27 protein-coding genes are annotated in these 21,291 nt (G+C 70.4%); 15 read left to right on the top strand and 12 right to left on the bottom strand.

Annotation, left to right across the window (positions count from 1 at the left end; translation table 11 throughout):
- Positions 1-54: 54 nt before the first annotated feature.
- The gene (locus L324_RS25365) at positions 55-2,067 is read right to left on the bottom strand and encodes an ATP-binding protein (protein WP_051174089.1); all 2,013 of its coding nucleotides are present in this window, start codon (positions 2,065-2,067) and stop codon (positions 55-57) included.
- Between the two features lie 200 nt (positions 2,068-2,267).
- Between L324_RS25365 and L324_RS25360 the strand changes: the two genes are divergently transcribed.
- Positions 2,268-2,519, top strand: coding sequence for a hypothetical protein (locus L324_RS25360; RefSeq protein WP_037313592.1), 252 nt, complete (start codon positions 2,268-2,270; stop codon positions 2,517-2,519).
- A 74-nt stretch (positions 2,520-2,593) separates the two neighbouring features.
- Positions 2,594-3,229: a helix-turn-helix transcriptional regulator gene (locus L324_RS25355; RefSeq protein ID WP_081736461.1), complete on the top strand. Its 636-nt coding sequence runs from the start codon at positions 2,594-2,596 to the stop codon at positions 3,227-3,229.
- Between the two features lie 109 nt (positions 3,230-3,338).
- Here the strand turns inward: L324_RS25355 and L324_RS25350 are convergent, their stop codons facing one another.
- The 3 genes from L324_RS25350 to L324_RS25340 form a co-directional block, all read right to left on the bottom strand.
- Positions 3,339-3,944, bottom strand: a complete 606-nt coding sequence (locus L324_RS25350) for a helix-turn-helix transcriptional regulator (RefSeq protein ID WP_037313589.1) — start codon at positions 3,942-3,944, stop codon at positions 3,339-3,341.
- A gap of 338 nt (positions 3,945-4,282) precedes the next feature.
- A complete protein-coding gene (locus tag L324_RS25345) occupies positions 4,283-4,810 on the bottom strand; it encodes an EF-hand domain-containing protein (RefSeq protein ID WP_173426400.1) in 528 nt (175 codons plus the stop codon).
- Positions 4,811-4,874: 64 nt separating this feature from the next.
- Complete coding sequence (locus tag L324_RS25340) at positions 4,875-5,288, bottom strand: helix-turn-helix transcriptional regulator (protein ID WP_037313586.1); 414 nt, start codon at positions 5,286-5,288, stop codon at positions 4,875-4,877.
- 88 nt (positions 5,289-5,376) lie between these two features.
- Between L324_RS25340 and L324_RS25335 the strand changes: the two genes are divergently transcribed.
- The 6 genes from L324_RS25335 (at position 5,377) to L324_RS43705 (ending at position 8,193) form a co-directional block, all read left to right on the top strand.
- Positions 5,377-6,678 (top strand): MFS transporter, encoded by a 1,302-nt coding sequence (locus L324_RS25335; RefSeq protein WP_051174088.1) that lies wholly within the window; start codon positions 5,377-5,379, stop codon positions 6,676-6,678.
- Entirely contained in the window at positions 6,675-6,881 is a 207-nt protein-coding gene (locus L324_RS25330) for a hypothetical protein (RefSeq protein WP_037313582.1), read from the top strand. Before L324_RS25335 ends, L324_RS25330 begins: the two co-directional genes overlap by 4 nt.
- A gap of 75 nt (positions 6,882-6,956) precedes the next feature.
- Entirely contained in the window at positions 6,957-7,460 is a 504-nt protein-coding gene (locus L324_RS25325; RefSeq protein WP_063624618.1) for an ATP-binding protein, read from the top strand.
- Positions 7,417-7,593 (top strand): CsbD family protein, encoded by a 177-nt coding sequence (locus L324_RS25320; RefSeq protein WP_037313578.1) that lies wholly within the window; start codon positions 7,417-7,419, stop codon positions 7,591-7,593. Before L324_RS25325 ends, L324_RS25320 begins: the two co-directional genes overlap by 44 nt.
- Before the next feature lie 78 nt (positions 7,594-7,671).
- Positions 7,672-7,821 carry a hypothetical protein gene (locus L324_RS43710; protein ID WP_235783644.1) on the top strand — a complete coding sequence of 50 codons (150 nt, stop codon included), beginning with the start codon at positions 7,672-7,674 and terminating at the stop codon, positions 7,819-7,821.
- A gap of 30 nt (positions 7,822-7,851) precedes the next feature.
- Complete coding sequence (locus L324_RS43705; RefSeq protein WP_235783643.1) at positions 7,852-8,193, top strand: pentapeptide repeat-containing protein; 342 nt, start codon at positions 7,852-7,854, stop codon at positions 8,191-8,193.
- A gap of 93 nt (positions 8,194-8,286) precedes the next feature.
- Here L324_RS43705 and L324_RS25310 read toward each other — a convergent pair whose 3' ends face one another.
- Positions 8,287-8,622 (bottom strand): cupin domain-containing protein, encoded by a 336-nt coding sequence (locus L324_RS25310; RefSeq protein WP_037313575.1) that lies wholly within the window; start codon positions 8,620-8,622, stop codon positions 8,287-8,289.
- A 71-nt stretch (positions 8,623-8,693) separates the two neighbouring features.
- Between L324_RS25310 and L324_RS25305 the strand changes: the two genes are divergently transcribed.
- From L324_RS25305 to L324_RS25295, 3 genes are read left to right on the top strand one after another with little or no spacing between them, the layout of a single operon-like run.
- The gene (locus tag L324_RS25305) at positions 8,694-9,629 is read left to right on the top strand and encodes a GlxA family transcriptional regulator (RefSeq protein ID WP_037313571.1); all 936 of its coding nucleotides are present in this window, start codon (positions 8,694-8,696) and stop codon (positions 9,627-9,629) included.
- Positions 9,630-9,681: 52 nt separating this feature from the next.
- Positions 9,682-10,128: a hypothetical protein gene (locus tag L324_RS25300; RefSeq protein WP_037313568.1), complete on the top strand. Its 447-nt coding sequence runs from the start codon at positions 9,682-9,684 to the stop codon at positions 10,126-10,128.
- A 45-nt stretch (positions 10,129-10,173) separates the two neighbouring features.
- Positions 10,174-10,521: a helix-turn-helix domain-containing protein gene (locus L324_RS25295; RefSeq protein WP_037313564.1), complete on the top strand. Its 348-nt coding sequence runs from the start codon at positions 10,174-10,176 to the stop codon at positions 10,519-10,521.
- A gap of 4 nt (positions 10,522-10,525) precedes the next feature.
- Here the strand turns inward: L324_RS25295 and L324_RS25290 are convergent, their stop codons facing one another.
- From L324_RS25290 to L324_RS25280, 3 genes are read right to left on the bottom strand one after another with little or no spacing between them, the layout of a single operon-like run.
- On the bottom strand, positions 10,526-11,116 hold the full coding sequence (locus L324_RS25290; RefSeq protein WP_037313561.1) for a ClpP family protease: 591 nt from the start codon (positions 11,114-11,116) through the stop codon (positions 10,526-10,528).
- Positions 11,113-11,739: a ClpP family protease gene (locus L324_RS25285; protein ID WP_037313699.1), complete on the bottom strand. Its 627-nt coding sequence runs from the start codon at positions 11,737-11,739 to the stop codon at positions 11,113-11,115. Before L324_RS25285 ends, L324_RS25290 begins: the two co-directional genes overlap by 4 nt.
- A 57-nt stretch (positions 11,740-11,796) precedes the next feature.
- On the bottom strand, positions 11,797-13,029 hold the full coding sequence (locus L324_RS25280; protein ID WP_037313557.1) for a serine/threonine-protein kinase: 1,233 nt from the start codon (positions 13,027-13,029) through the stop codon (positions 11,797-11,799).
- Positions 13,030-13,147: 118 nt separating this feature from the next.
- Here L324_RS25280 and L324_RS25275 point away from each other — a divergent pair, with 118 nt between their 5' ends.
- Positions 13,148-14,713, top strand: a complete 1,566-nt coding sequence (locus tag L324_RS25275) for a PucR family transcriptional regulator (protein ID WP_037313553.1) — start codon at positions 13,148-13,150, stop codon at positions 14,711-14,713.
- Here L324_RS25275 and L324_RS25270 read toward each other — a convergent pair.
- From L324_RS25270 to L324_RS25260, 3 genes are read right to left on the bottom strand one after another with little or no spacing between them, the layout of a single operon-like run.
- Complete coding sequence (locus L324_RS25270; protein WP_037313549.1) at positions 14,701-15,570, bottom strand: polysaccharide deacetylase family protein; 870 nt, start codon at positions 15,568-15,570, stop codon at positions 14,701-14,703. The genes L324_RS25275 and L324_RS25270 overlap by 13 nt on opposite strands.
- Positions 15,567-16,694 carry an oxidoreductase gene (locus L324_RS25265; RefSeq protein ID WP_037313546.1) on the bottom strand — a complete coding sequence of 376 codons (1,128 nt, stop codon included), beginning with the start codon at positions 16,692-16,694 and terminating at the stop codon, positions 15,567-15,569. Before L324_RS25265 ends, L324_RS25270 begins: the two co-directional genes overlap by 4 nt.
- Positions 16,691-17,305 carry a DUF1989 domain-containing protein gene (locus tag L324_RS25260; protein WP_037313542.1) on the bottom strand — a complete coding sequence of 205 codons (615 nt, stop codon included), beginning with the start codon at positions 17,303-17,305 and terminating at the stop codon, positions 16,691-16,693. The genes L324_RS25265 and L324_RS25260 overlap by 4 nt, the downstream gene beginning before the upstream one ends.
- A gap of 465 nt (positions 17,306-17,770) precedes the next feature.
- On the opposite strand from L324_RS25260, the gene L324_RS25255 reads away from it, so the two are divergent.
- The 3 genes from L324_RS25255 to fahA all read left to right on the top strand — a co-directional run bounded on the left by L324_RS25255 (position 17,771) and on the right by fahA (position 20,426).
- Positions 17,771-18,304 (top strand): MarR family winged helix-turn-helix transcriptional regulator, encoded by a 534-nt coding sequence (locus tag L324_RS25255; protein WP_037313539.1) that lies wholly within the window; start codon positions 17,771-17,773, stop codon positions 18,302-18,304.
- A gap of 104 nt (positions 18,305-18,408) precedes the next feature.
- Positions 18,409-19,254 carry a hypothetical protein gene (locus L324_RS25250; protein WP_037313535.1) on the top strand — a complete coding sequence of 282 codons (846 nt, stop codon included), beginning with the start codon at positions 18,409-18,411 and terminating at the stop codon, positions 19,252-19,254.
- Complete coding sequence (fahA, locus tag L324_RS25245) at positions 19,251-20,426, top strand: fumarylacetoacetase (protein ID WP_037313532.1); 1,176 nt, start codon at positions 19,251-19,253, stop codon at positions 20,424-20,426. Before L324_RS25250 ends, fahA begins: the two co-directional genes overlap by 4 nt.
- Positions 20,427-20,478: 52 nt before the next feature.
- Here the strand turns inward: fahA and L324_RS25240 are convergent, their stop codons facing one another.
- A complete protein-coding gene (locus L324_RS25240) occupies positions 20,479-21,201 on the bottom strand; it encodes a GAF and ANTAR domain-containing protein (RefSeq protein WP_152546993.1) in 723 nt (240 codons plus the stop codon).
- Between the last annotated feature and the right edge of the window lie 90 nt (positions 21,202-21,291).

The following is a 21,291-nucleotide window of genomic DNA, read 5'->3' as shown; positions in this document are numbered from 1 at the left end:
GCTCCCTTTCCCGTCTTCACCGAAAGTGGCCGGATTACTACTGTGCCACGCAGTTTAGGACGTCCTCATGGCGGTTCGGTTGCGCACCCGTGGCGCCGCTTCGGGCAGCAGCAACGCGGCGAGTTCGGCCGCCAGGCTCTCGTGCTGTTCCTCGGTGAGATTCCGTTGGCGCGAGAGCAGATGGAGCAGTTCGACCGCCGACTCGGCGGACAACGCGCCGACGTTGTCGAGCAGCCACCGCGGGATCCAGCGCGCGGTCAGTTCGTCGCCCGCCTGGAGCAGTTGCTCGGCGACGCGGTCCGCGGATGTCCCGGACTTCACCATGGTCTCGGCGATCTCCTGGTGCAGCACGGAGCGGATGGCAGGCGGGGTGTTCGCGGCGAACACCGCACGCTCCAGCGGGATCCGGAACCGCAGGCGGCCTTCGCCGGTTTCCAGCACGCGTGCCGCGAGCGCTTCTTCGACCGCCTCGGCGAGCGCCTCCGGTTCACGGCCGGTGACCCCGGCCAGCTCGGCGATCGTGAACGCCGAGCCGAGCAGCGCGGCCGAATTCAGCGTTCGCGCGCACGGCACGGAAAGCGTGACGAGCCGGGTTTCCACCGCGGTGGCGAGCCCGCTGTGCGGCGCGGTGGTGAGGTCGCGACCGGCGGCGAACTCGGCGAACAGCTCGCGCAGATAGCCGGCGTTGCCGGCGGTGTACTCGGCGGCGAACCCGAGGAACTCCTCGCCGGGGTCCCTGGCCAGGGATTCCTCGGCGAGCGCGGCCACGGCCGGGCCGTCGAACGGCGGCAGCGAGACGATCTCGGCGTCGAGCCCGGACCGGAGGTCGTCGAGCGTGCGGCGCCGGGGGAAGGGACGTGCGGAGCCGATCAGCAGCAGGGGGAATCGCCCGGTGAGCCGGTGAAGCCGCTGCCAGTCGAGCAGGCTTTCCTCGTCGGCCCAGTGCAGATCTTCGAAGACGAGCACCCGTGGCCCGTCTTCGCACAGTTCGGAGACCGTCCTGGTGAGGTCGTCGTGCGCGTCGCAGCCGAGGCAGTCTTTGATGAGGCTGAGCGGGACCGCGCTGGTCAGCTCGTCGGCTTCGACCCGGCGCGTGCGGCCGCGCGCCGGGGCGAGGGCCTCCGCGAGGAGTGCGCTCTTGCCGCTGCCCGCCTCGCCGTCCAGCCAGACCGTCCCGCCACGCCCTTCGTCCAGCAGGGCGGACAGGTGGTGCCGCACCCGGCTCAGTTCGACGTCACGGCCGACGAAGGCGGACGGGCGTTCGGGCAGGGAGTGCGCGGGCCGATGCCGTTCCGGCCGGTCCCGGTGGTGCAGCGACGGATCGCCGTCGAGTACCCGTCGCCGCAGTTCCAGCAGCTCAGGGCCGGGTTCGAGGCCGGACTGCTCGACGATCGTCTCGCGGGCGTGGTCGAACGCGGCCAAGGCCTCGGCCTGCCTGCCGTCCCGGAACAACGCGGTGATCAGCATCCGGTGCAGGCGTTCGCGCAGCGGATGCCGCTGGACCAGCTCGGCCAGTTCGCCCGCGAGCCCGTCGTGGACGCCCAGGTGCAGCGCGACCTCAGCCTGACGTTCGAGCGCGTACAGGCGCAGCTCGTCCAGCCGGGCGCGCTGGGTTTCGGCGAACGGTCCGGGGATCCCGTCCAGCGCGGGACCCCGCCACAGCCCGAGCGCGGCGCGCAGCGACTCCAGTTCCCGGTGGTGCGCCCCGTCGAGCCGATGCGTGCGGGCCCGGTCCAGTCCTGCTTCGAAGACATGGACGTCAATCTGCGGTTTCGGCAGGTCGAGGCGGTAACCGGCGCGCGAGGCGACGAGCGGCCTGCCTGCCGGTTCGAGAGCGCGGCGCAACGCGGACACGTAGTTGTAGACGATGCCGGTGGCGGTGTCCGGCGGCCGCTCACCCCAGACGGCGTCGATGAGTTCCTTGCGCGAGACGAACTGACCGGTGTGCAGGGCGAGTACGGCGAAGACCGCCTGCCGCTGAGCGGGCCCGAGCTTGAGTTCGCCGTCACCGTGCAGGGCGGTGGCGCCGCCCAGCAGCCGCACCGTCAGCGAGGGAACCTCGTCCATGACCTGCCGCCTGCGCCCGACTTCCGAAAAAGATCACCCTGCCCGGGAAAACCCTAGTCGCGTCGCGAGGGGGCACGCAATCGAGGGGCGACCGGGCAGAACCGCACGTTCTCAGGGGCAGAAAGCCCACCTGCGGTGGTCGGTGGCGGCCGCGGCTGTGCATGCTGGGCCGGTCCGGCGGCGAGAGTAGGGCGGTTGCGGTGAGCCAGGATCGAGAGCCCTTCGCCGGTGACGTCCTGCTCGACCTCGCCTACAGCGGCAGGCTGGTGCTGGGCAGCGACGAGGCCGAAGCGCGCATCGCCGAGCTTCGGCGGACGCTGGCCTTCGGGTACGCGCGGCTCGCCGACCCGGATTTCGACGGCGCCGGGGACAGGCTCCGCGAGATCCTGGGCGAACTGCCCAAGTACGTCGAGGCGTTTCAGCTGGCCACGAAGTCCTTCACGCCTCGTTGAGAATTCGTGAAGGGCTCCTTCGCAGACTGGGTCCCATCCGACTGGGGCCGCGGATCAAGCGGAGGGGACGAAACGTGGACACGGAAATCCGGCAGCTCACCGTGGCGGTGCACGCGCCCGATCCGATCACCAGTGCCGGCCTGGTCAGCCAGCTGGGCACGCAGCAGGGGATCGAGATCCGGGACTGGGAGCAGCGCGCCGAGGCCGACGTACTGGTCTTCGCCGCCGAGTGGCTGACGCCCGAGATCGTGCTGGTCCTGCGGCGGCTGGCCGCGGAGGGCGGGAAACCGGTGGTACTCGTGGTGAGCCAGATCGGCGAGGCGGAACTGGTGCCCGCCATCGAATGCCGGGTGGTCGCGGTCCTGCCGCGCTCCGCGACGACCGGTGAGCGGCTGGCGCACGCCATCCGGGCGGCGTCGACCGGCGGTGGCGTGCTCCCGCCGAGCCTGCTCGGCGAGCTGCTCAAGCACGTCGAACGGATGCAGCGCGAGGTCCTCGACCCGATGGGCGTCAACACCGCCGGGCTCACCACGCGCGAGATCGACGTGCTGCGCCTGATGGCCGACGGGAAGGACACCGTCGAGATCGCCGGGGAACTCAGCTACTCCGAGCGCAGCGTCAAGCACATCATCCAGGGCATCACCGGACGGCTGAACCTGCGCAACCGGCCGCACGCCGTCGCCTACGCGGTGCGGGCAGGCGTCATCTAGGCGTCCTGACCCAGGTGCCGCGGAGCTGAAGGGCCCCTTCACCTCATCTCACGCGGTGAAGGGCGCTTTCACCGCATCTTATGCGGGGAAAGTTCCCTTCAGCTCCGCGCTAGATCAGGCCCGCGCGGATGGCGGCCGCCACCGCCTGCGCCCGGTTCCGCAGCGCCAGCCGCCGCTGGGCCCGGTGCAGGATGTTCTTGACGGTGCGCTGGGAATAGCCCATTTCCGCGCCGATCTCCGCGGTGTCCCTGCCCTCCGCGATCAGCCGCAGCACGCGGATCTCGCGTTCGTCGAACAGCGCGGACCCCTCCGGCGTGCCCACCAGCGCGTCGTATCCCGCGGCCAGTTCCCGCGGCGACGTCAGAGCCGCCGTCCGCGCGGCCATGACTTCGGCGATCAACCGCTCCGCCCGTGCCGCCGCGTACGGCAGCAGACGGCGCACACCGGCGGTCACGGCCGAACGGTGACCGTCCGGGGGCAGCGGTCCGGCGATCAGCACGCCGGGCAGGACGCCCTGTTCGGTCACCGCTCGCCGAAGGATCGGGAGATCGTGGCCGAGCGGGTCCTCCGCGACCACCAGGACGTCCGCGCCACGCCGGGCGGACGGCACAACGTCGAGCACCGCGGCCCGCGACAGCATGTCGATCAGGCCCGCTCTGGTCAGCGGGTCGGCCGTGTAGACGGCCACTCCGAGGTCCGTGACGTTCGCGTCCACGCCGCCATCTTGAGCCCGTGACACCGTCCTCGCCGCCGTGCCGGGCGGGCCCCGGCCCGTAAGGACGCCGGATCCGCCCGAAAGCCGCGTGCCGGTTTCGGGACCAGGGGGCGGCCCGGTGCGGTGCCGCCCCAGGGGGTGGTGGGAGGACGCCGAATCCAGGCCGCCACCGGCGTCGCACAGCCGCATGGGCAAGCGGGCGTGGGCGACACCGCGGCCGGCGGGGCGTCAAGCCCCTGGTCCCTTTCCGGCCGCTTCACCGAAACTAGCGCGAAATCGGCCCTGAACGGCGGTTTTCGGACCACATGGTCATCCGCACTGACCGAATGGGCAGACGGTCAGGCCGCGAGCGGCCCGAACACGAGGGTGCCCGGCGCCTCGGCGTCGTCGCCCGCCCAGAATTCCAGCCACAGCGCCGCGAACTCGGTCCGGGACAGCATGCCGTCGCCGTCGGAGTCCAGCAGCGGGAACGTGGTGTCGGTGTCGGTGGGGCGGCCGTTCCAGACCTCGATCAACCGGCGGTACTCCGCCGCGGAGATCAGACCGTCCCCGTTCTCGTCGATCGCTTCGAACATCGCGTCGGCCGTCGCGGTCACGGCCTCCGGTGTGCCCGGCAGCCGGTCCACCACCAGCAGGACCTCGTCGAGGGTGACCTTGTCGTCGCGGTCGCGGTCCGAGGCGGACAGCAGGGTCGTCCACCAGCTCAGCATGATGCCGGTCAGGCGTGGCCCGTCATCCTGGCCGCGCACCCGCGACCAGCGTTCGGCCAGCGCCCGGAAGTCCTGCTCCTGAAGGAAACCGTCGCCGTCGACGTCCATCGCGGCGAAGACCCCCGAGATCTTGCGCCGCTGCAAGTCGCTTGCCATGCGTCCGAACGATAGGACCGGACGCCGGAGCGGCACATCGGCCATTCAGGGTCCCGGCTGTCCACTATCGGGGGACGGGAACCTCCTCACTGAGCGCGTCGAGGATCTTGCCCAGCGCGGACTGTGCCACCGCCGAGGTGTACGGGCCGACGGCGACGAGCGACGCGATCAGCGCCGAAGCCTCGCCCGGCGTCAGTGAGATCGGCGGCAGCGCGGTCCGGGCGTCGATGCCGTAACCACCGCGAGGTCCGCGATGGATGGTGATGGGTACGCCCGCTTCACGCAGCCGGGTGATGTCTCGTTCCACGGTGCGCAGGCTCACTCCGGTCGCCGTCGCGAGGTGCGCGCCCGCCACCCGGCGCGGTGCCCGTACCCGCAGCAGTTCGATGATCGCGTGCTGCCGTTCGACCAGCGGCACCGCCTGGTGCAACTGGGTCATCCCCGCGATTCCCCCGGAACCGACCAGCCGCTGGGGCATTTCCGCTCCCTCGAATTCCGTATAGCCGACCCCGCTCTGACGTCTATTGGATCTTAGGCTGATTTTCCGTTCTCATGATTGGACTTCCATGCCTTCACCGTTCGCCTTTCCCGGCGATTTCAGGCGTTTGTGGATCGGCCAGACGGTCAGTGCGTTCGGCGACAAGGTTTCGCGGATCGCCTTGCCGACCGTCGCCCTGCTCGGACTCGGCGGAACGGCCTGGGACGTCGGCCTGCTGGCCGCGCTGCGGTTCGTACCGTTCGTGCTGATCGGTTCGGTGGCGGGGGTGTGGGTCGACCGGATCCCGTACCGGAAGACGATGATCCTGGCCGATGTCGGCAGACTGGCGGCGATGGGTTCCATCCCGGTCGCGTACCTGTTCGACGTTCTCGCGCTCGGCCAGTTGTTCGTCGTCGCCGGAGTGGTGGGCGTGCTGACGGTGTTCTTCGAAGTCGCGGCGCAGTCCTGTCTTCCGGTGCTCGCCGGACCGGAAGGGATCGTGGCGGGCAACGAACGCCTGCAGACCTCCCGTGCGGTCGCCGAGGTCGGTGGAGCGGCCGCCGCGGGCGGATTGATGCAGATCCTGGGCACCGCACTGGCGATCCTGGCCGACGCGCTGTCGTTCCTTGTCTCACTGGTGTCACTGATGCTGATGCGCCATCGAGAACCACTCGCGAGCAAGCAGGGGAAGCCGCGTTCGGCACTGAAAGAGGCCAAGGAGGGCCTGTCGGTCTTGCTGTCCGACGCGCGGCTGCGCAACCTGATGTTCGCGAGTACGACAGTGAATCTCGGCGTGGCGACGGCGAGCACGCTCGTCCTGGTGTTCGCCTACGACTACGGACAACTGGGCCCGGGCGCCGTCGGTCTCGCGTTCGCCATCGGTACGGCCGGGCTCATCCTGGGAGCGGTGTCGGCCGGGGCGATCGCCCGGCGGTTCACCCTGGGCCGGACGCTGGCGATGTCGATCTTCGTGACCGGCCTGGCTTTCGTGATGCTGCCCGTCGTCGGGCAAGGTGCGGCGCTGACGGCGTTGATCGTGAGCCAGTTCCTCATCGGGTTCGCCGACTCGGTCTTCGACATCCACGTGCTCAGCCTGGTGCAGCGGATCACCCCGCCGGAGATGAGGGGCCGGGTCAACGGGACCGCGCTTTCGGTGGTCTTCGGCACCGGGACCCTCGGCGGGGTCACCGGCGGCCTCGTGGGAACCGTGTTCGGCACCCTGCCCGGACTGGCGATGGCCGCGGGGATCATCTGCTGCGGAGCGGTTTTCGTCCTCGTCGAACCTTTGCGGACGATGCCTGACGACGCGAGCGAGTCGACCGGCACGGCGGTACGCTCCCGGAAGAGTCCTGAAGACGCGCGGCAGCACCTCCACGGAGGAGAAGGATGACCGCCGAAATCGAACGGGCGGCGCACGCCTATTGCCCCGCCTGCAATCCGGATCCCGGCCGGGGTGACCCGGTCACCGCGCTCTGCGGGGCCACCCACCCGTTCTGGGGCCGTCGCGAGCGGCCGGTGAACAATTGCCCGGCGTGCGAAACCCTCGCCGCGAAAACGGTCTACCCGTGCGGTCACACGGGGAGCGAACGTTGACCGTTAAGGATCGCGCATTCGGGGTATCCGGGTTCGGTGAGCCCCTGACGGGTCACCGAACACAGGGAGGTCCCCGTGTACACCGAGCAGGCCGCGCGGACCGCTGACCAGGTCGCGAGTCTGCCTCTGCGGGCCGATGCGGACCTGACCGAGCCCGCCCGGGTGCGGGCCTGGGCGCGCGCGAAACTCCCGGACCTCGCGGAGGAGGAACTCGCGGACACCATTCTCGTACTGGACGAACTGGTGTCCAACGCGTTGCGGCACGGGAAGCCACCGCGCCGGGTGCGGTTGGTGTGGCTGCCCGGCCGGCTGCTGGTCGAGGTGGACGACTCCGCCCGCACACCCGCCGTCCCGCGTCCACCCACGGACCACGGCGGCCGCGGCCTCGCCCTGATCGAAGCGTGTTCTTCGGCCTGGGGTCAGGAAGTCCGCCACGACGGCAAGACCGTATGGGCCGAACTAGCCAGACGGAGCCCGTTTCAGAGCGGGAATGACGGGTATCCGGAGGCACCGGACCACAACGAACGGAGGCCCGATGAACGACAAGGCCGAGAACAAGGCGGAAGAACTCAAGGGTAAGGCCAAGGAAGCCGTCGGAAACGCCACGGACAACGAGCAGTGGCAGGCCGAAGGCAAAGCCGAGCAGGGCAAGGCCAACGTGAAGCAGGCCGGAGAGAAGATCAAGGACGCGGTGAAGGGCGTTCGGGACTGAGTCGACGGCCGAACGGGGTCCGCCTTCGGGCGGGCCCCTTTTTCGGGTGAAAGGCCGGTCGCCGGGTACGGTCCGGCCATGGAATTCCGGGATTTCGACGGCGTCAAGGTGCGGCGGCCCTCGGTCGAGCGGGATGGGCTCGCGCGCGAGGAGGCATTGTTCCGGGGTGACTTCGATTTCGACTCCGTTCATCTCGACGGCGGTGACCACGACGGGGTCCGCGGGTGAGGGGAGATCACGCGCTCCCTCGTCTCGGACGTGAACCTGGCGAACGCCCGGCTCGACAGGCTGGCGTTGTCCGATGTCGTCTTCGAAGGTGTCGATCTGTCCAACGCGACCATCCGCGAGCTGACCGCGCGCCGAGCCGAAATCCTTGACTGCCGGGCGATCGGGCTCGGCGTGTCGATCACCTCCGCCTCCGATCTGTACGTCGAAAACGCGCGATCCGACTACGCGTCGGTGGACGTCGTCCGCGTCAAGAGCGCGGTCGTGTTCTCCGGCTACCTGTCGCGACTGACCTTTGTGGACTGTCATTTCACCGAAACGGAATTCGCGGCGACGGGGCGGTGGGCTGAGAGCAGTTTGTCGGTCATCGGCTGAGCCGCGCCGCGGGCGTGCCAAGCCGGTCCAGTCTCGTGAGTGGTAATGACGGTTAGAACCGTCATTACCACTCACGACTCACCGGGCCGAAAGTCATCCCTCCGGGTAGAAGACGAAGAGCGTGCATCCGGTGACCGAAGCGGGCACGTGCCAGGAACCGGCCGGAGCATGCAGGAAAGTGCCCGCCGGATAGTCACGCGCGCCGTCGTTGAAGGTGCCCGAGAGGACGTACACCTCCTCCGGGCCCGGTTCGTGGACGTCGCGGCGCGGCCATGACGTGCCGGGATCCATCTCCAGCACGTTGGCGTGCGCCCCGTGCTGTCCTGTCCACAAAGGACGTAAGCGGATCCCGGGGAAGATCTCGCGGACGGGGGAATCCTTGACGGAGACGGAAGTGTAGCCCTCTTGGGCGAGGATCTCGGGGTGCATGACCCCATGCTGCCGTCGACATCGAGCCGCCGGAAAGTGTCGGACAAGACACCATGGGGTATTTTCCTGCCATGCATCGTGTGACGGCCCTCGTGCGGCCGGTGCAGTCGACGTTCGAACTCGGCATCGCCGCCGAGGTCTTCGGGACGGAGCGAGCCGGGGTGCCGCGGTACTACGACTTCGACATCTGCACCGAGAAACCCGGTCCGGTACCGACCACGGCCGGATACGCGATCTCCGTGACCCGCGGCCTTTCCGCGCTGGCGGCCGCGGACACCGTGCTCATCCCGGGCTGGACCCCGGTGGACGCGCCGTTGTCCGCTCCCGTGCGCCGGGCGCTTCTGCGCGCGCACGCCAGGGGAGCGCGGCTCGTCACGATCTGTTCCGGGGTGTTCGCGCTGGCCCGCACCGGGCTGCTGGACGGCCGTTCGGCGACGACACACTGGGCGTGCGCGGCCCGGCTGCAGGAGGAATTCCCCCGGATCCGCGTGGAAGCCGACGTGCTCTATGTGGATCACGGCGACGTCGCCACGAGCGCCGGGGCGGGCGCGGGGATCGACCTCTGCCTGCACCTCGTCCGGCGGGACCATGGGGCCGCGCACGCCGCGCTCGTCGCGCGCCACATGGTGATGCCGCCGCATCGCGACGGCGGTCAGGCGCAGTTCGTGCCCGCCCCGTCGCCCTCGGACGAGCTGGACGGCCTCCTCGAATGGGCGGGCGCGCGGCTCGGGACACCGTTGTCGGTGGGCGAGCTGGCCGCGTACCTCAGCGTCTCGCCGCGCACCCTCGCCCGGCGATTCGCCGACAGGCTCGGTACGACGCCGGGCGGATGGCTGCTGACACGCCGGGTGACCGAGGCGCGCACCCTGCTGGAGGAGACCGATCTGCCGGTGGAAGTGATCGCGGCCCGCGTCGGGCTCACGTCGGCGGTCAACCTCCGCCGCCGGTTCCGCGCCCAGGTCGGTACGACGCCGGGTGCCTACCGGCGGGCGTTCCGCGGCTCGTGATCCGGACGGGTGGCCGGGGTTTGGCGTGCGCGGGCGTGGGTATTCCCCACTCGTGTTGCTCCAGCACCGGCGCGTCGAAGCCGGCGCGCGGCCGGATCGGCTGGTCGCGCTGATCTTCCACGTGATCGCCGGGGTCGGGATCTCGCGGCGGACGGCCGTGCGGATCGCCAGGGACCTGCGCGGGGAAGGTCTCCTGCCGGATCCGGTCCTGGTCTCCCGCGAGGATCGCGACAGGGTGGTTTCCGCCCTCCAGCTCGTGCTCGAAAGCCGTGTCGACAAAGGACTGCTCGCCAAAGCGCTGGAGGACGCCGTCCTCCTGGACGAATACCGGGCGCTGCCCGCGCCTCAGCGTGTCGTCGTCGAAGCGGTGGTCGAGCGTCGTCGGTCCATTCCCGCTCCCGCCGTCGCGGCGGAACTCGGGTTGAGCCCGGAGGAGGTCCGGACCCGGTTGAACGAGGCCCTGCGCGGTGTCGCCGCCTCGGCCTGGGTTTCGCCTTGAGCGGAACAGCGCACGCGGGCCCCGTCCCGATGACACGATGACCGTATGGCGGACATCCTCCCTTTCCACCAGAAGCGCGCCTCCACCGCCGATCGCGAGCCGGAACCGCTGTGGCGTGAGGTGCTGGGCCAGAGCCTGCGCGCGGCCAGGGAGGAACAAGGCGGCCGTCTCGTCGACGTCGCGGAGCGCGCCGGGATCTCCCCGCAGTACCTGTCGGAGATCGAGCGCGGCCGCAAAGAGCCTTCCAGCGAGATGATCGCCGCGGTCACCGGCGCGCTCGGGGTCGACCTGGCGGATCTGCTCGTCGGCATCGCGGGCTCGGTCCGGCGGCGCCGCGGCACGGGTCTCGCGGTCGGCCGCCGCCCGGCGGGACCCGTGCTCATGGCCGCCTGAGCGGTCAGTCGCGCTGATCGAGGACGCGGTCCGCGAGCCCGTAGGCGACAGCGCCCGCCGCGTCGAACACGCGGTCCCTGTCGGTGTCGTGCCGGAGATCCGCGACGCTGCGACCGGTATGGGCGGAAAGGATCTCCTCGAGCTGCGTCCGCACCCGCACGACCTCGTCGGCCTGGAGGATCAGGTCCGGGATCGTGCCGCGGCCCTGCGCCGCGGGCTGGTGCAGCACCACGCGGGTGTGGGGCAGCACGAACCGGTGCCCGGCCTCGCCCGCGGCCAGCAGGATCGCCCCCGCCGCGACGGCCTGGCCGACACAGGTCGTCGCCACCGGCGCCTTGATGAAGCGCATGGTGTCGTAGAGCGCGAGCATCGCGGACGGGTCGCCGCCCTCGGTGTTGATGTAGAGGTTGATCTCCTGCTCCGGGTTGTCCGCCTCCAGGTAGAGCAGCTGGGTGATCAGCGCGTTCGCCACGCCGGAGTCGATCGCGGTCCCGAGGTAGATGATCCGCTCCGACAGCAGATGCGAGTAGACGTCCATGATCCGCTCGCCGGCGGGACTGCGGGAAATGACGTTGGGGATGGTGTAGCTGCTCATGCGCCGACACCCCTTTCCGAACCGAGGCCGAGTTTGTGAGTGCGCACGGGGACGACCTGGTCGAGCCGTTCGACGACGTGGTCGATGAAGCCGTATTCGCGCGCCTGCTCGGTGGTGAACCAGCGATCGTGCAGGGAATCGGCGAAGATCCGGTCGATGGGCTGCCCGGTGTCCTCGGCGATGAGGCCGAGCACCGTGTCCCGGGTGTAGCGCAGATCGTCCGCCTGCACCTCCACCTCGACGGCCGAACCGCCGATGCCCGCCGAACCCTGGTGCATCAGGATCCGCGCGTGCGGCAGGGCGAACCGTTTGCCCGGCGTGCCCGCGGACAGCAGGAATTGCCCGGCACTGCACGCCAATCCCAGCGCGAGGGTGGCGACATCGCACGGCACGAGCCGCATCACGTCGCGGATCGCCAGCATCGACGGGACCGAGCCGCCCGGCGAATGGATCCACAACGCGATGTCCTTGCGCGGGTCCTCGCTCGCCAGTGACAGCAGCTGGGTGGTGAGCACCGTCCCGTTGTCGTCGTCGAGCGCGCCGTCGAGGACCAGCACGCGCTGGCTGAAGAACCGTTCCCGGAGCCGTTGGTCGAAGAGCGGCTGTTTCTCGTTGTCGGTCATGTCCCCGACCATGCCGCCGGGGCCCGGCCGTCCGCCGGTTTCTCTGCTGTGGGCGGATCAGCCCACAGCAGGACGACGTTCGGCCGGGACGAACCACACGACGATGGTCAGGACGACGGCGAAGACGAGGGCCAGGAGGTCGAGGGTGAGACCCGGTTGCAGGGCGAGGCCGAAGTACTCCCGTTCGTCGTCGACCGCGTTCAGCATCAGCACGGTGAGCAGCGTCAGCCCGCCGGCGACGCTGAGCATGACCTGGCCATGGCGGACCCTGGCGAACAGAAGACCGCCACCGGCCACCCACAGTGCGCCCGCCAGCACGATCCCGACGCGGGCGAGCAGCAGTGGCGGCCAGAGTATGTCGAACACGAAGTACGCGCGGTGGATCATCATCGCGTCGGCCAGTACGTAGAAGCCGAAGAGCATGCTCGCCACGCCTGCCACGACCGCGAACGCCGAGGGCGCGGCGAGTCCGGGACGCGGCGGCGCGGGCAGGACCGGTGCCGGGGTTTCGACCCCGCTCGCGGCCTGGGCCAGCAGCGGGAACGAGTGGTCCGGCAGCATGCGCGCTTGCGGGGCCTTCGCCAGCAGCCCCCGGAGGACGTCCGCGAGCGGGCCGTGTGTCCGGGTGAAGGACGGCTGCTCGTTGACGACGGCGTACAGCGTGGCCGCGACGTTCCTCCGCTGGAAGGGATTCCCGCCCTCGCTCGCGCTGAGCAGTGTCACGCCGAGCGACCAGAGATCGGAGTGGGGAGTGCCTTCGTGCCCCGCGATCGTTTCGGGGGCGAGGAAGGCCGGTGTGCCCGCCGGATCGAGGGCCTTGGCGATCCCGAAACCGGTCAGCTTCACCGCGCCGTCGGGGCACACCAGGATGTTCGCGGGCCGCACGTCCCCGTGCACGACGCCCGCCGTATGCGCGGCAGCGAGCGCGCCGAGTACCTTTCCGCCGATTTCGGCCACGAACCGCGGCTCCAGCGGACCGGCCGACGTCAAGTCCTCCAAGGTCCGCGCTTCCACGGGATCCATCACGAGGAAGGCCGCGCCGTCCGCGACCACGACCTCGTGGACGGGCACCACCGACGGATGATCCACCCCGGACATGGCCTCGCGCCGAAGCCGTTCCACGAGCGCCGCGCGGGCCGCCTCGTCGACGGCGGGCAGCGGCAGTTCCTTGATCGCGACCTCGCGGCCGCCGGATCCGTCCTCGCCGCGCCACAGCACGGCCGCCCCGTCGTCGCCCAGCTTCTCGAGCAAGGTGTAGCGCTCGGCGATCGTGCGCGAAACAGCCGTCACAGTTGGTCTCCTCGAATCCCGAAGTGCCTTCGAGCGCACGCTAATTCGCGAGCATGAAAAACCGATGAAATGGCCGATCGTCCATGAAGGACAACTCCGGCTGGATATATTCACAGCCATGCTGAGCCTGGCGGCGCTGGTCGCGGACCCGGACCTCGAACTGAGCGTGGTCGTTCCCGGCCGCGACGGGGCACTGGACGAGCAGGTGCTGTGGGTGCACAACACCGAGCTGCCCGACCCCGCGCCGTACGTCCGCGAGCGCGAGGTCGTGCTGACCAACGGCCTGTGGCTGGACCGCACCGAGCCGGCGGACTTCGTCGCGCGGGTGGTCCGCGCGGGAGCGGCGGGGATCATCTTCGGTCTGCGCGTCGAGCAGCCCGACACACCCCCGGCCCTCGCCGAGGCGTGCCGGGAAGCCGCGCTGCCGCTGCTGGAGATCTCGGTGGCGGTGCCGTTCACGGCGGTCACCCGCGCCGCGGCGGCGATCCAGGCCAGGGGCAGGCAGCACGCGCTGATGTCGCTGGTGCGCCGAGGGGACGAGCTGACTTCGGCGTTGTCGAGGGGCGCCGGTGCTTCCGGGGTGCTGGCGGTCCTTCGCGGGGAGCACGAGCTGCCGCTGGCGGTCGTGGACCGGATGGGCCGGGAGCTGGCGGCGGCCGGTGCCGTACTCGACGCCGGGCAACTGCGCGCCGCGGCGGAGGCCTTGGCCGGGCATCCACCGCCACTGGAAGCCGATCTGGGCGCGGGGACGCGGGCGGCGCTGTTCCCGGTCGGCGCGATCGGCGAAGCGGACGCCGCGCTGCTCTGTCTGCGTCCCGTGGCCGAACTGAGCCAAGGGGAGCGGGACGCGCTGGAGCAGACCGCGCGCTACCTCAGCCTGGAGGTCGCGCGGCATCAGGCGGTGCAGGCGATCGAGATGCGGTTCGCCGTCGAGCTGCTGGACATGGTCCTCTCCGGCGCGCAACGGGCCGCGGAGGTGCCGGGCAGGCTGCGCGCTTTCGGGGTCGATCCGGACGGGCCGCTCGCGGTCTTCGCGCTGGCGTTCGCGGGTGACGACGACGCCGCGACCCGGCCGGGGATGGCGGAGGCCGTGACCGATTTCCTGCTGGCCGACGGTTTGCCCGCGGTCGTGGCGGCGGGCAGCCGGGACGTCGTTGCGGTGCTGTCCTGGCGGTCGGGAACGCGGTCACCCGCGGCGCTCGCACCCCGGCTGGCGGCGGCGGTGGCACACCGGTCCGGGGGCGGGCGCGTGGTCGTCGGGCTGGCCGATCCCGTCTCCGGTGCGGCCGGGCTGCGCACGCCGTTGTTGCGCAGCCGTGAAGCTTGTCGTGTGCTCCGCGGCAGGCGCGGCGGCCCGGTGGCGGCGAGTTTCGCCGAGCTGGGCAGTTACCGGCTACTGCTGGAATCGCACGACGAGCAGTGGCGCCATGCCTTCGCCGACGCCCTGCTCGGTCCGCTGCGCGAGCACGACCGCGTCCGCGACGGCGACCTGGAGACGACGCTGCGGGCGTTCCTCGACCACGACGGCCAGTGGGCGGCCACCGCCGCCGCCCTGTACGTGCACGTCAACACCCTGCGCAACCGGCTCGCCAAGGTCGCGGAGCTGACCGGACGGGACGTGGGGCGGACGGCGGACCGCGTCGACCTGTTCCTGGCACTGGAGGCGGCGGCTCAGTCCGGGTAGACCGCCGGGTCGACTTCCAGGCGCCGCAAGGGTTCGGCAGGCAGTGCCGGATCGGCCAGCGCCGCGGCCGCCACGTCCCGGCACCGGGCGAACCGGACGTCGCCGACGCCGAGCCCGAACTCGATCAGTGCCCGTACGGCGGCCAGCCGTCCCGGCCTGCCCGACAGGAACGGGTGCAGGCACAGGTTGAACAGGCACCGGTGACGGCGCATCGCGTCCAGCTCCGCGCGCCACATCTCCAGCACCCGCACCGGCGAGGTGATCACCGAACCGATCTGGGGCGCGGGCAGGAACGCGTACTGCTCCCAGTCGTCGAGCGACCAGTGCACCGGCAGTTCGGCGATCCGGCCCGCGCCGGTTTCGATCAGGTAGGGGCGGTCGTCGGCCATCAGCGACGAGTCGTAGCTCAAGCCGTATTCGGCCACCAGGTCCGGAGTGTCCCAAGTGGACTCCCAGCCCGCCGCGCGATGCCCGCTGATCTCGATGCCCTGGCTCGCGAAGACCGCCATGCCGCGTTCGAAATCGGCCCGCTGTTCGGCGGCGGTCATCGTGGTCGGCGGGCGGTGGCTGTAGGAGTGATGGGCCACCTCGTGCCCGCGTTCGACGATCGCGGCCGCCAGGCCGGGCCGCTGCTCGGCGACCCAGCCCGGCACGAAGAACGTCGCCGGCACGTCCAGTTCACCGAGGAGGTCGAGGATGCGCGGCACCCCGACCCTGGGGCCGTACGCCTGATGCGACATGGTCGACAGATGATCGGCGTAGCCCCGTCCTCGCGCGAGGATCGGGGATTCCGCGTCCACGTCGAAGGTCAGGGTCGCCACCGCGGCCGCGCCGCCGTGCCAGCTTGTTTCCGTCACGCCTGCCGACTCTCCCGCCACCGGCGCGCGTTCGCCACCGTGACCGCCGGGGTGACCATCGCCCGGTCGAATTCGGCGAGCGGTTCCGCCGCCGCGACGCGGGCGGGCAGATCCGGGTTGGCCAGCGCGCCGTGCCCGAGGGAGAGCAGGTCGGCGTGCCCGCCGGTGAGCACCTCGTGTGCCTGGGCGAGGTCGTGCATCCCGCCGTTGGCGATCACCGGCAGCCCGGTGACCTTCCTGGCGAGGGCGGTGATGGTGCCGCCGTCGGCCAGTTTCGCGGTCTCCAGCCAGTTCCGGCCCTCGCTGGCGATGTGCAGGAAGTCCGCGCCCGCTTCGGCGACGGCGGCGAAGATCACCTCGGCGTCGGCGCGGCCGCCGGGCCAGCGGTAGGCGAAGTCGTTGACCTTGGTCTGCGACAGCCGGACGCCGGTCAGCAGATCCGGTACGGCCTTGGCGACGGCGGAGACGACCCTGGCGGTCAGCCGGATCCGGTTGGCGACCGGTCCGCCGTAGGAGTCGGTGCGCTGGTTGGTGTAGTCGGTGAGGAACTGGTCGAGCAGGTAGCCGTTCGCCGCGTGCACCTCGACGCCGTCGAACCCGGCCCGGCGGGCGCGCTCGGCCGCGGCGGCGAAGCCCTCGACTACGTCGTCGATCTCGGCCGCGGTCAGCTCCCGGGGCACGGGCCAGGGCCCGGAGCCGCCGTACGCGCGCATCATCTCCCCGAGGGGTTTGACGGCCGACGGTCCGACGGTGTGTTCCCGGTGCGGATTCCCCTGAGAGATCGCCCCAGCGTGCATGAGCTGGGCGATCATCCGCCCGCCCGCCGCGCGAACTCCGGCGGTGACCACCCGCCAGCCCGCGACATGTTCGTCGTTCGCGAGGCCCGGTTGGTAGAGGTAACCCTGGCTGGTGGCGGTGTCGGGATAGGTGCCCTCGCCGAACACCAGCCCGAACCCGCCGCGGGCGAATTCGGCGTAGTAGTCGGCCATCTCGCCGGTGGGGGTGCCGTCCGGCCGCGCCGAGACGCGGGACATGGGCGCGACGGCGTAGCGATTGCGCAGCGCGAGACCGCCGAGGGTGATCGGCGCCAGCGCGGGGTGGGCGTGGTCGACGGTGGTGGTCATGATCGGGTTCCTCCATTGTGGACGGTTTCGATGGCGAGCGGGGAGAGACGGCCCGCGCTGATCCGGACGAGGTCCTGCGGGCAGGCGGAGAGCACGACGACGCAGTCGAGTTCGGCCCGTAGCGTCACCGCGTCGCCGGGTCGCGACGACGCGGTGAGCCTGCTCAGGCGGCCGTCTTCGCTTACCGGGACGCGCATGAACACGTTGATCGGCTGGGGAACGGCGCCCGTGAAGGACAGGCCGATCTCGTCCAGCGCCTCAGTGAGGTTCACCGCGCAGGAGCGGTGACCGGGAGCCCCCAGCGCGGCGTACCGGGCCGGGTCGCAAGCCGGGACGAGCATGTCGTGCTCGCCGGGCGAGGTGTCTTCGACCAGGGTCAGGATGGGGCGGCGGCGGTCGGTCACGAAGGACTCGCCGATGGCGGGGAACAGCCTGTCGTTCGCGGCGCGGGTGTGCGCGGCGCTGTGGTGCTCGGCCAGTTCGGTCCCGCCGTCGGTGAAGGCGAAGACGTCGCCGACCTGGCCTCCGTCGACGTCGATCACGCGGACCAGGTCTCCCGACCGCACCCGGACGGCCCTCGCGGTCCCCGGTGGAACTTCCGTTCTGCTCATGCCTCCAGCAAACCGGTGATGGGGGACGGCTCGCCATGGAGGAACCTCCACGGATTTAGTGCCCGACTGTAGACACCTCCACTGCCCTCGTGAGTGGTAATGACGGTTAGAACCGTCATTACCACTCACGACCCCTGACCCGGGAATCGATAATCGCCACAGGTGGCACACAGGAACCGGCAGCCACAACAGGTGGGCGTGAAGGTCCCCTTCCCTCGGCTCAGCCGAGGAAACTCGACCTTCACACCTTCCCCAGTACATGAAGGCCCCCTTCCTTGCGCTAGGCGCAAGGAAGGGGGCCTTCATGTACTGGCGGGGGCTCGAGACGCTGATGAGGGGCTGGTCAAGGCTCGTGAGCGGTGATGACGGTTCTAACCGTTGTTACCACTCACGAGGCGGTAAGGGGAGGCCAGGCAAAGTAGTTTCGACTTTGACCACTTTCGCGGGCCGGGCTAGGGTTCGGCGATGGAAGACGTGGACGCGGCCGGACTGGACTTCTGGTCGTTCGTGGCGCTGGCGAACCGGCGTCTCGCGCAGGAGTACGGCTTCCGCCACCAGCTGGCGACAGAGGTGCTGCTGACCCTCAACCGCGCCTCGGACCTGGTGACCTACGACCTCGAAGCCGCCGTGCACCGGCCACGCGGCCGGTCGTGGTCGGCGTTCCGGCTGCTGTTCGTCGTCTGGCTCGCCGGGCCGCTCGAACCGACGAGCACCGCCCGGCTGACCGGGATGAGCCGGGCCGCGGTGTCGAATCTGGTCAAGTCGCTGGTCGCGGACGGACTGCTCGACCGCGTCCCGGACGAGCGCGACGGCCGTTCGGTGCAGCTGTCGCTCACCGACGCGGGCCGCGAAGAGATGGTCTCGGTCTTCCGCGAACACAACGAGCGCGAATTCGGCTGGACGAACGCGCTGACCGAGACCGAACAGCGCATCCTCGTGATGCTCCTGGGCAAGCTGATCACCAGCCGCGAAGAGTTCGGCACCCGCAGCCGTCGTTAGGTTCCGGTCTCGCGAAGCGGCAGCCCTTCCCGTCGCCCGGACGAGCGGACTACGCTGCCGGTCAGGTAGTAAAAGTATGAACTAAATCGGCGAGGAGGCCGGCTATGGCGGACCGCGGACGGATTCCCCCGCTTTTCGCGGGGCTGTGCGACGACGCTGCCGTGTTCCCCCCGGGTTCGGCGCCGCTGCCGGACGCCGTCGCGGCGCACGACGAGCACGTCTCCGCGTGGTACTCCGGCCTCGTCGGACCCCTGGTGGTCGCCGCCACCGCGCTCGACCACCTCGCCGGCGTACTGGGTGAACGTGCCGCGCCGCTGCCGATCGCGGTGACCCTGCCAGGCGGTCCCGAGCAGCTCGAAGGTGTGCTCAAGGCCGTCGCCGCACTGCCGGTGGAACTCGAAGCCCTGGAGATCGCCGTCCCGGCGGGAATGACGCCGGACGAGGTGCTCGCCGCGATTTCCGCCGCCACCGCGCCGGTGTTCGTCGAGATCCCGCGTGACGAGCGGCGGATCCCGTTGCTGACCGCCCTTTCCGGCACCGGCCACCGCGCGAAGTTCCGCACCGGCGGCGTCCGGGCCGAGCTGTACCCCGACGAAGCCGAACTCGCCGCCGCGGTCCGGGCGGCGGTCGGGGCGGGCGTGCCGTTCAAGGCCACCGCCGGGCTCCACCACGCGCTGCGCAACACCGATCCGGACACCGGCTTCGAACAGCACGGGTTCCTGAACCTGCTGCTCGCCACCGACGCCGTCCTCCACGCCGACGGTGACCCCGAAACCCTGCTCGCGGAACGGGACGGCGCGGTCGTCGCCGGGCGGGTGCGGGCACTGGACGCGGAGCGCGTCGCCGCCGCCCGTGTGGGCTTCACCTCGTTCGGCACCTGCAGTATCACCGACCCCCTGACCGAGCTGGCCGGCCTCGGCCTGCTCGAAACGCCCCGAGGAGAGGCATGACCACGATCGACATCCCCGCCGGATCCCTGTTCGGCCTCGGCAACCTGCCCTACGGCGTCTTCTCCGTCGACGGCGACTCGCCGCGCGTCGGCGTCCGCGTCGGGGACTCGGTCGTCGATCTGGCCGCCGCACTCGGCGACGACGTGTTCGCCGCGCCGTCGTTGAACCCGTTCATGGCGCAGGGATACGACCGCTGGGTGGCCGTCCGGGAGCGGATCCGCGAGCTGGTCTCCGGCGAAATCCCTGACAGCGCGGTGCATCCCGTCGCCCAGGTGACCCTGCACCTGCCGATCGAGGTCGCGGACTACGTCGACTTCTACGCCTCCGAGCACCACGCCTCGAACGTCGGCAGGCTGTTCCGCCCCGACGCGGAACCGTTGCTGCCCAACTGGAAACACCTCCCGGTCGGCTACCACGGCCGCTCCGGCACGGTCCTGGTCTCCGGTACGGACATCGTGCGCCCGAGCGGTCAGCGCAAGGCCCCGGCCGACCCGGCGCCGGTGTTCGGGCCGAGTGCCCGCCTGGACATCGAAGCGGAGCTGGGGTTCATCGTCGGCGCGGGAACGCCGCGGAACACCCCGATCTCCCCGGATGCCTTCCCCCGTCACGTTTTCGGCGCGGTCCTGCTCAACGACTGGTCGGCCCGCGACATCCAGGCGTGGGAATACGTTCCGCTCGGCCCGCATCTGGGCAAGAGCTTCGCGACCTCCATTTCCCCTTGGGTGGTACCGATCCTGGCCCTCGAAGCCGCCCGGATCCCGCTGCCCGGCCAGACGGATCCGGAGCCGCTGCCGTATCTGCGGGAGAGTGCCCCGTGGGGCCTCGACATCGACCTGGTCGTCGAATGGAACGGTGAAGAGGTCGCCCGCCCGCCGTTCCGCGAGATGTACTGGTCGCCCGCCCAGATGCTGGCCCATCTGACGGTCAACGGCGCGTCGTCGCGTACGGGAGATCTGTACGGCTCCGGGACGATCTCCGGTCCGGAGAAGCATCAGCGCGGCGCGTTCCTCGAATTGTCCTGGGGTGGCAAGGAACCGCTCACGGTCAAGGGCGAGGAGCGCACGTTCCTGCTGGACGGCGACGAGGTCGTGATCACCGGCTCCGCACCGGGCGCGGACGGCGCGCGGATCGGGTTCGGCGAGGTGCGTGGCCGGGTGCTGCCGGCGAGCTGAGACCCTGCCTGCCCTCGTGAGTGGTAATGACGGTTCTAACCGTCATCACCACTCACGAAGGCTCCTGGGGAGAGTCGAATCGCAGTTGCCGGTCGAGTACCGCCTTGGCGACCTCGGTCACCGGCCGCTGATGGCTGAAGGCATGGGCACGCAGCCGGAGCAGCGCGTCTTCGAGGCTGATCTTCAGTTCGGTGGCGAGCATCCCCGTCGCCACGTTGACGTCGTCGTAATAGCCGACGACGTCGGGGCGTGCCCACAGCGCGTTCTGCCCGCCCTCGCCGGTGCTGTCGGTCAGCAGGGCCGTGGTGGCCAGATCCGCCAGCGCGAGGCCGTCGCTCAGTTCCTCCGGCGACAGCGGACCCGCCGCGCGGCGATAGAGGTCCAGTGTGCCCAGCAGGATCGCGCCGATCTGCAACGGGAAGGCGAATATCGCGCCGAGTCCTTGCCCGGCGGCGGCGTCCGCGAAGCCCGGCCAGCGTTGTTCGTCGAGCGTGAGGTCGCTGACCAGTACGGGACCGCCGGAGGCGAAGGCTTCCACGCCGGGACCTTCACCGACGGTGTACTGCAGTTCCTCCAGCGAGATCGCCCAGTCCCCGTCCGCGGCTATCAGCTCCTGGTCGTGGTCCCGCACGCGCAGGGAGATCGCGGAACCGTCGATGTCGAGTACCTCGACGGCGACCGCGCAGACCACACCGACCCAGCCGATTCCGGAGTCCCGCTCCGAGACGCGTTCGGTGACGAGCCGCCACAGCCGTTCCCGGCGCCGACCGTCCACCGCCCGCAACCTCCGTCAATGAGAACCCGGTCGTAATCACTGCCTCGGGTCCATCATCGCGCACCCGGCCCACGCTGTCGCACCAGCGAG

The organism is Amycolatopsis orientalis DSM 40040 = KCTC 9412, from assembly GCF_000478275.1.
Classification (GTDB): domain Bacteria; phylum Actinomycetota; class Actinomycetes; order Mycobacteriales; family Pseudonocardiaceae; genus Amycolatopsis; species Amycolatopsis orientalis.
The sequence above is the reverse complement of the archived record's forward strand: the minus strand, read 5'-3'. Positions and strand labels throughout refer to the sequence as shown.

What these genes read in the sequence shown, in the direction of transcription:
- L324_RS25365 (WP_051174089.1), bottom strand. Translation starts at nt 2,067, where the DNA reads ATGGACGAGGTTCCCTCGCTGACGGTGCGGCTGCTGGGCGGCGCCACC.
- L324_RS25345 (WP_173426400.1), bottom strand. Translation starts at nt 4,810, where the DNA reads ATGGCAAGCGACTTGCAGCGGCGCAAGATCTCGGGGGTCTTCGCCGCG.
- L324_RS25340 (WP_037313586.1), bottom strand. Translation starts at nt 5,288, where the DNA reads ATGCCCCAGCGGCTGGTCGGTTCCGGGGGAATCGCGGGGATGACCCAG.
- L324_RS25335 (WP_051174088.1), top strand. Translation starts at nt 5,377, where the DNA reads ATGCCTTCACCGTTCGCCTTTCCCGGCGATTTCAGGCGTTTGTGGATC.
- L324_RS25330 (WP_037313582.1), top strand. Translation starts at nt 6,675, where the DNA reads ATGACCGCCGAAATCGAACGGGCGGCGCACGCCTATTGCCCCGCCTGC.
- L324_RS25320 (WP_037313578.1), top strand. Translation starts at nt 7,417, where the DNA reads ATGAACGACAAGGCCGAGAACAAGGCGGAAGAACTCAAGGGTAAGGCC.
- L324_RS43710 (WP_235783644.1), top strand. Translation starts at nt 7,672, where the DNA reads ATGGAATTCCGGGATTTCGACGGCGTCAAGGTGCGGCGGCCCTCGGTC.
- L324_RS25310 (WP_037313575.1), bottom strand. Translation starts at nt 8,622, where the DNA reads ATGCACCCCGAGATCCTCGCCCAAGAGGGCTACACTTCCGTCTCCGTC.
- L324_RS25305 (WP_037313571.1), top strand. Translation starts at nt 8,694, where the DNA reads ATGCATCGTGTGACGGCCCTCGTGCGGCCGGTGCAGTCGACGTTCGAA.
- L324_RS25295 (WP_037313564.1), top strand. Translation starts at nt 10,174, where the DNA reads ATGGCGGACATCCTCCCTTTCCACCAGAAGCGCGCCTCCACCGCCGAT.
- L324_RS25290 (WP_037313561.1), bottom strand. Translation starts at nt 11,116, where the DNA reads ATGAGCAGCTACACCATCCCCAACGTCATTTCCCGCAGTCCCGCCGGC.
- L324_RS25285 (WP_037313699.1), bottom strand. Translation starts at nt 11,739, where the DNA reads ATGACCGACAACGAGAAACAGCCGCTCTTCGACCAACGGCTCCGGGAA.
- L324_RS25275 (WP_037313553.1), top strand. Translation starts at nt 13,148, where the DNA reads ATGCTGAGCCTGGCGGCGCTGGTCGCGGACCCGGACCTCGAACTGAGC.
- L324_RS25265 (WP_037313546.1), bottom strand. Translation starts at nt 16,694, where the DNA reads ATGACCACCACCGTCGACCACGCCCACCCCGCGCTGGCGCCGATCACC.
- L324_RS25260 (WP_037313542.1), bottom strand. Translation starts at nt 17,305, where the DNA reads ATGAGCAGAACGGAAGTTCCACCGGGGACCGCGAGGGCCGTCCGGGTG.
- L324_RS25255 (WP_037313539.1), top strand. Translation starts at nt 17,771, where the DNA reads ATGGAAGACGTGGACGCGGCCGGACTGGACTTCTGGTCGTTCGTGGCG.
- L324_RS25250 (WP_037313535.1), top strand. Translation starts at nt 18,409, where the DNA reads ATGGCGGACCGCGGACGGATTCCCCCGCTTTTCGCGGGGCTGTGCGAC.
- fahA (WP_037313532.1), top strand. Translation starts at nt 19,251, where the DNA reads ATGACCACGATCGACATCCCCGCCGGATCCCTGTTCGGCCTCGGCAAC.